The 7,236-nt window shown below is 55.9% G+C and carries 5 protein-coding genes and 1 pseudogene; 4 read left to right on the forward strand and 2 right to left on the reverse strand.

The window, feature by feature from the left end; all coding sequences use genetic code 11:
• Positions 1-652: 652 nt before the first annotated feature.
• A pseudogene (locus tag AC3ZVB_RS29095) lies at positions 653-973 on the reverse strand (RHS repeat-associated core domain-containing protein); the annotation flags it as partial.
• 172 nt (positions 974-1,145) lie between these two features.
• On the opposite strand from AC3ZVB_RS29095, the gene creB reads away from it, so the two are divergent.
• The 3 genes from creB (at position 1,146) to creD (ending at position 4,815) form a co-directional block, all read left to right on the forward strand.
• Complete coding sequence (creB, locus tag AC3ZVB_RS29100; RefSeq protein WP_490148494.1) at positions 1,146-1,826, forward strand: two-component system response regulator CreB; 681 nt, start codon at positions 1,146-1,148, stop codon at positions 1,824-1,826.
• On the forward strand, positions 1,826-3,244 hold the full coding sequence (gene creC / locus AC3ZVB_RS29105; protein WP_490148495.1) for a two-component system sensor histidine kinase CreC: 1,419 nt from the start codon (positions 1,826-1,828) through the stop codon (positions 3,242-3,244). Before creB ends, creC begins: the two co-directional genes overlap by 1 nt.
• A 200-nt stretch (positions 3,245-3,444) precedes the next feature.
• Positions 3,445-4,815 (forward strand): cell envelope integrity protein CreD, encoded by a 1,371-nt coding sequence (gene creD, locus AC3ZVB_RS29110; RefSeq protein ID WP_490148496.1) that lies wholly within the window; start codon positions 3,445-3,447, stop codon positions 4,813-4,815.
• A gap of 389 nt (positions 4,816-5,204) precedes the next feature.
• On the opposite strand, the gene AC3ZVB_RS29115 is transcribed toward creD, so the two are convergent.
• On the reverse strand, positions 5,205-6,218 hold the full coding sequence (locus AC3ZVB_RS29115; protein ID WP_490148497.1) for an RHS repeat-associated core domain-containing protein: 1,014 nt from the start codon (positions 6,216-6,218) through the stop codon (positions 5,205-5,207).
• Between the two features lie 505 nt (positions 6,219-6,723).
• Here AC3ZVB_RS29115 and AC3ZVB_RS29120 point away from each other — a divergent pair.
• Entirely contained in the window at positions 6,724-7,074 is a 351-nt protein-coding gene (locus tag AC3ZVB_RS29120) for a DUF6124 family protein (RefSeq protein WP_490148498.1), read from the forward strand.
• Positions 7,075-7,236: the final 162 nt, after the last annotated feature.

Genomic DNA, 7,236 nt, shown 5'->3' on the forward strand with positions numbered 1-7,236 from the left:
GATCTGGCGAGCATTCTCACCTAAATGGGTGTCCGGTTTCATTAGACCACTACAGCAGAGGCATTGCTGATCTCCTTTAAAAGATTCTGATATTGGGTGTCCAAGCATCAATCCTGTATCAGCGCCTGCCTCCTGGCATAACTGTGAGGTTGACGCTCATTGCCGTCCATGACGGCGAACTGACTGATGCCGGTCATCAGTTGCAACGCATGGGAGATCGTCATGGGTTTCGGACCTGCTTGTTCTGAATGGTGGGTTCGGGAAGTTTCGAGGCGTCGATTTTTAGTTTTAAGAAATCACTATCACCTCCTATCACAAACTTATTTCGCGTACGTACTGGTCTCCCCGCCGGTACCGGGTCGGGTACAGGCAGCGTGACACCATTGTTGTCAGGTGTAATGGGTTGTCCTTTGTTGACTGCTAGTTCAAGGGCCCTGCGAAACTGGACATCTGTAGTACTCGGGAGGGTGCGTGGATTTTTTACTTGCGTCGTTGGTGTGATAGATCCGGTCCCGGGAAGATCGGAGCTACCGGCAATAATTGTTGTGATATCTGCCGTTGGAGGTGCAGCAACCTCCGGAATCTTCAAAAGGTTTTTTCCGGGAGACGCTACCTCGGTGGCAGAGGCCGTTAGTTTTATTAAGGGTTTAAACATATGCCCGGTTCGGTCATTTCGGTTGACTGGCTCCCCCCCGCAATACGCATACGCATTCAACCCACCTTCCCCAAACGGACTCCAACTGTCCGGACTGTTAAACCGCATCAACACCGGGTTGAACTGCCGATAACCATTCCCCAAATGATAATGCCCGCTCAGCGCGTCCGGCGGTTCGCCGTTGAACCCCAGCAGGCTGAGCAAGCCATTCTCCGGTGAACGATGCCCATAGGGCGTATAGGCGATGGAACGAGGCCCGTTCCCGTCCAGAGTGTTCAACACCGACTGCTGTTGATCGGTCGCCAGCAGCATTGTTTTTCGAGTGCGCGCGGACATCGCTGATCTCCATAAAAGATCCCAATAGCGGGTGTCTCAGCATCAACCCTTTACCGACCCCTGCCTACTATCAGAACTGTTAGGTTCACTGCCGATTGACGCCCAACCCACCTTGGTTCACCGTTCGACCATTCCTTAGCCGCGCCCGGATGCCATGCCTCATATCCTGATTGTCGAAGACGAAGCGGCGATTGCCGACACCCTGATTTTCGCCTTGCAGGGCGAGGGCTTTACCACCTCTTGGGTGAGCCTCGGCGCGGCGGCGCTTGAGCATCAGCGCCTGACGCCGGCCGATCTGATCATTCTCGACATCGGGCTGCCCGACATCAGCGGCTTTGAAACCTGCAAGCAACTGCGGCGCTTCAGCGAAGTGCCGGTGATGTTCCTCAGCGCCCGGGATGGGGAGATCGATCGGGTGGTAGGCCTTGAGATCGGTGCTGACGATTACGTCGTCAAACCATTCAGCCCCCGTGAAGTGGCAGCGCGGGTCCGGGCGATTCTCAAACGCATGGTGCCGCGAGCGGTGCCCGAGATGACATCCGTTTTGTTTCGCGTCGACAGCGAGCGCGTGCAGATCAGCTATCGCGAGCAGCCGCTTAGCCTGACTCGCCACGAATTTCGTCTGCTGCACTGTCTGCTGGATCAACCCGAGCGCGTATTCAGTCGTGAGCAGTTGCTGGATGCGCTGGGTGTCGCGGCCGATGCCGGTTACGAGCGCAGCATCGACAGCCATATCAAGAGCGTGCGCGCCAAATTGCGGCTGGTGAAGGCTGATGCCGAGCCGATCCAGACACATCGTGGCCTCGGTTACAGCTACAGTCCGGGGCGCAGCTGATGCGGCTGGGGATACGGATTTTCCTGGTCTTTGTACTGTTTATCGGGCTGACCGGTTACTTCGTACTCAGCACCGTCATGGAAGAAATCCGCCCCGGTGTGCGCCAATCCACCGAAGAAACCTTGGTCGATACGGCCAATCTCATGGCCGAAATTCTGCGTGATGACTTCAAGGCCGGCACCCTCAATCAGAACCGCTGGCCGCAACTGCTCAAGGCTTATGGCGAGCGGCAACCGAAGGCGAGTATTTGGGGAATGCCGAAAAATCAGGTTAACCACCGGATCTATGTCACCGACGCCAACGGCATTGTGGTGCTGGACTCCAGCGGGCTGGCGGTGGGCCAGGATTACTCACGCTGGAACGACGTCTACCTGACCCTGCGCGGCGAGTACGGCGCGCGCTCTACTCGCAGCGACCCGCAGGATGCCAGCTCCTCGGTGATGCACGTGGGCGCGCCGATCCGCGACAACGGTCAGATCATCGGCGTGGTCACCGTCGCCAAGCCCAACAGCTCGCTGCAACCGTATGTTGATCGCACCGAACGACGGCTGCTGATCTACGGCGCCGGATTGATCGGCCTCGGCCTGTTGTTCGGCGCGCTGTTGTCGTGGTGGCTGAGCGCGGCGCTACGTCGTTTGACGGTGTACGCGCAGGCCGTCAGTGAAGGTCGGCGAGTCGAGGTGCCGCACTATCGCGGTGGCGAGCTGGAGCAACTGGCGACAGCGGTGGAACAGATGCGCACGCAGCTCGAAGGCAAGGCTTACGTGGAGCGGTATGTCCATACGCTGACCCATGAACTGAAGAGCCCGCTGGCGGCGATTCGGGGCGCGGCGGAGCTGCTGCAAGGCGAGATGCCGTTAGCGCAGCGGCAGCGGTTCGTCGGCAACATCGACAGCGAAAGCGTACGGATGCAGCAGTTGATCGAGCGCTTGTTGAACCTGGCGCAGGTGGAACAACGGCAAGGGCTGGAAGAGCGGGTAGCGGTGCCGTTGGCGGGTTTGGTGGATGAGCTGTTGAATGCGCAGGCGGCGCGGATCGAGGGCAAGCAGTTGCGCGTCGAACAGCGAATTGCCCCGGAACTTGAACTGCACGGTGAGCCTTTTTTGTTGCGTCAGGCGCTGGGGAATTTGCTGGAGAACGCGCTGGATTTCACACCAGTTCAGGGCGTGCTGCGATTCAGTGCCGAGCGTATTGGGGGGCAGATCGAGTTCAGGTTGTTCAACCAGGCTGCGCCCATTCCCGACTATGCGTTGCCGCGCTTGAACGAGCGTTTTTACTCGCTGCCGCGTCCGGACAGTGGACGTAAGAGCACGGGGTTAGGGCTCAATTTTGTCGAGGAGGTGGTGAAGCTACATGGCGGCGTCATGGTTATTGGCAATGTTGAGGGCGGCGTGCAGGTGATTTTACGGCTGCCTTAAAGCAAAAAGATCGCAGCCTGCGGCAGCTCCTACAGGGGATGGTGGTGGGTTTGGGGATCTGGCTTTGACACAAATCCTGTAGGAGCTGTCGAGAGAAACGAGGCTGCGATCTTTTCGAATTCCACACACTCTCCATATTCCTCACATAAAACCCCCATACAGCCAACCCAGACTCTCCCCATCCAAACAAGGAGAGTCCCATGAACCGAAGCCTGACCCTGAAACTCGGGGCCATTGCCCTGTTGATCCTGTTGTTGCTCATTCCATTGCTGATGATCAGCGGCGTGATCCAGGACCGCCAGCAACTGCGCGATGGCGTGCTCGAAGACATCGCCCGCAGTTCCAGTTACAGCCAGCAGCTCAGCGGTCCGCTGATGTTGGTGCCGTATCGCAAGGTGGTGCGCACCTGGAAACTCAACGAGAAAACCAACCAACGCTATCAAGACCTCAGTGAAGAGCGGGGTCGTCTGTACTTTCTGCCGGAACATTTCGAGCTCAATGGCCAGGTTGAGACGGAATTGCGTAAGCGGGGGATTTATGAGGCGCGGCTGTTCCATGCCGACAATCGCATCAGCGGGCACTTCTCGTTGCCGGCGCAATTGGGCATCAAGGAAGACTTCAGCGATTACCAGTTCGACCCGCCCTTTCTGGCCGTCGGGATCAGTGACATTCGCGGCATCGAGAACGCGTTGAAACTTGAGCTGGGCAGCCAGCGTCTGGACTTCGTTCCGGGCAGCCAGGTGCGCTGGTTGGGCGAGGGCGTGCACGTAACGCTGCCTGCTCTGGACGCCAAAGCGCCGACTGAACTGACCTTCGGTTTCGACCTGCGCCTGCAAGGCACCGGTCAGTTGCAGGTTGTACCGGTGGGCAAGACCAGCAAGGTGTCGCTGGCTGCCAACTGGCCGCATCCGAGTTTCGTCGGCAACTACCTGCCGGCCCAGCGGGAAGTCACCGATCAGGGCTTCACTGCCAATTGGCAGACCTCATTTTTCTCCACCAATCTGCAAGAAGCGATGAACAGCTGCGTCTCCGGCAAGAACTGCGAAGTGTTCAATAGCCGCAGCTTTGGCGTGAGCTTTATCGACCCAGTGGACCAGTACCTGAAAAGCGATCGGGCGATCAAATACGCGCTGCTGTTCATCGTCCTGACATTCGCCGGTTTCTTCCTCTTCGAAGTGTTGAAAAGCCTGGCGGTGCACCCGGTGCAATATGCGCTGGTGGGGGTGGCATTGGCGTTTTTCTATCTGCTGCTGTTGTCGCTGTCCGAACACATTGGTTTTGCCTTGGCGTATCTGTTGTCGGCCAGTGGTTGTGTATTGTTGATCGGGTTCTATGTCTGCCATGTGCTGCGCAGCGTGCGTCACGGATTGAGTTTTTCAGCAGGGCTGGCGGCGTTGTACGGCTTGCTCTATGGCTTGTTGAGCGCCGAGGATTACGCGTTGTTGATGGGCTCGCTGTTGCTGTTCGGGTTGCTGGGCGTGTTTATGGTGCTGACGCGCAAGCTGGATTGGTATGGGGTGGGGCAGAAGACCGCCAAGCCGCTGGCGTTTGATATCGGAGCGGTGGAATGAGCCGGTCACTGGGGTTGCGTGAGGATCAGCGGGAAGGGCGGGTGTTGGCGTCGCTGATTTTTCGATTGTTTCCGGTGGATCCGGTGCGGTGCCATCGCGAGCAGGCTCACTCCCACAGGGATTCGCGCTGAACGCAAACCTCGTGTTCACCGGCGATCAAATGTGGGAGCGGGCTTGCTCGCGATGAGGTGTGTCAGGCGACATCGATGCTGCCTGTGCCTCCGCCATCGCGAGCAGGCTCACTCCCACAGGGATTCGCGCTGAACGCAAACCTCGTGTTCACCGGCGATCAAATGTGGGAGTGAGCCTGCTCGCGATGAGGACAATAAGAACACTGTTTTGGTGATGGTTAAAATAAATGTCGCATTATGTCTTCTAGAAGTAATTTTTTATTTGAGTTGGCGTATGGCAGCACTGCTGGCTGCTGGAGAGGTAGTAGTGGGGATGGTCTTGATCTTGTTTAAAATAGCGTGTTGATGTTCGAATCCCATTACTTGAGAGTGCAAGTTCATTACCGCCCTGTCCTTGCTGCTCGTGCCGCTGGTTGCTGAAGGGTACTGTATCGGGCTTGCCATAAACTCGACGGCCTCTCGTTTTGCTGGAGAATCTGGCAGTTGCTTTAATAAATCGATTTGTTTTTTTATCAAGTTGGCATTGGCTCCCTCGATTATTTCTGCGTGGAGATTTATCTTTCCAATGCTCATGTCGTCAAGACTCAGTAGCTTTGAATGTTCGCCAAGTTGATATCCTAACGTCTCTCCGTTGTACCGCATTCCTCGTTTCATCGTCATGAGTTCACTAACGTTGTTCATTATTTCAGGCGATCTGGCCAGCGAACTTCCTGGCATGAATTTAACAATAACTCCCATCAAAGAGTGCCCATTAGGATCAACATGGTTTATCGGATCGCCAGCGCAATACGCATAAGCATTCAACCCTCCCTCCCCAAACGGACTCCAGCTGTCCGGACTGTTGAACCGCATCAACACCGGGTTGAGCTGACGATACCCACTGCCTAAATGATAATGCCCGGTCACCGGGTCTGGCCGCTCGCCGTTGAATCCCAGCAAACTCAGTAAGCCATTCCCCAGAGGACGATGACCGTAGGGCGAGTAGGCGATGGGCTTGGGCTGGTTGGCATCAAGCGCGTTCAATACTGAACGTTGTTGATCGGTTGCCAGCAGCGTGGCGGCGATCTTGCCGTCTTCGCGCTGCTGCTGTGCCAACAGCTGATCTTCGTGCTGCAGGATGCTTCGATGCACACCGTCTTGTATTTCAGTGGCCAGGCGAGTTTTGCAGTAATAGCGCTGGGTGGGTTGTTCAAAGGGTGTGCTGTTGACCAGACGATCAAGCGGGTCGTAGTGGTAGCGACACAAAAGGGTTTCGCGATTGGGAGTAGGCATTGACTGGAGCTCCTTGCAAAGGTCGAAAAAGCCGAGGCTTCAGCATCATTCCTTTCCAAGCCTTTGCCTACCTATCAGAACTGTTAGGGCTTAGGCCGAACTGACGTAAAACTATCGATCCATCGTGGGTCCGCATGGGGTATTTCTCTCGTCGGAAAGTAAGTTTTCCTATAGGAAAAACTGGCTTCCTACAGCGCGAATCCCTTCCTTTTGCGGGACGTTTCCTAGATTATTTCGCACGCTTGCGCCGACAGATTTCCGTGCCTAATCTCCGTCCGTCACTGCTTATCAGTGATCGGGTTTAGTCGCCCGGATCTCTTCAGGCGTACAGCGCTACCTCCGTTCAGGTGTTTTTTATCGCCTGAATCTATGGTGGCTGTGCGCAGGGCACCTTCGGGTGCGCCGGTATTCCTGGAGGCCGGTCGACTAACCTGTGCGCAGCCGCCACCCCTTCTCGTTTAGTCGCGATATCGGTTGGCTCCAATTAGCTCTAGGAGTTTTACCAATGAAAAAACCGGTCCCCGATCCACCCTCAAACTCAACCAGAAATGACGATCTGCTCAGAGACCGCTCCGCCCTTTACCGTGCAATCGATTTCTACCTGACCGGCGAACAACCGTCGGCACCGGATGAACTGCGGTTCTACAACGTCAGCAACGACGTGAGCTTTGAAGACACCCAACTCTATATCGCTGACCTGCTGCGCTGTGCTTCGGTTACCGCCTATCAATGCGGTGATCACCTGAAAGGCGCAGACAGGGCAATGGTTTTTTCGGTGTGGCATTTGCTGGAGATCGCCAAGGCCATGGTTGATCGGTCGATTGATTGTTTGGGGATGAAGCAGGCTCAGGACTGATTGAAGTGGTCGGTTGTTGTGCTTTCGCATGCAAGCTCGCTCGCACAGGGCGGGATGTAAGTAAATATAGGGAAGGCTATAAAAAAACAGGACAGAATATCGATTTTGAGTCTGTCCTGTTATTTATGGTCGCCAATTAAATAAGTATGCCCCCCCCCCCCC

This window comes from Pseudomonas sp. MDV22-iso1 (assembly GCF_058145095.1).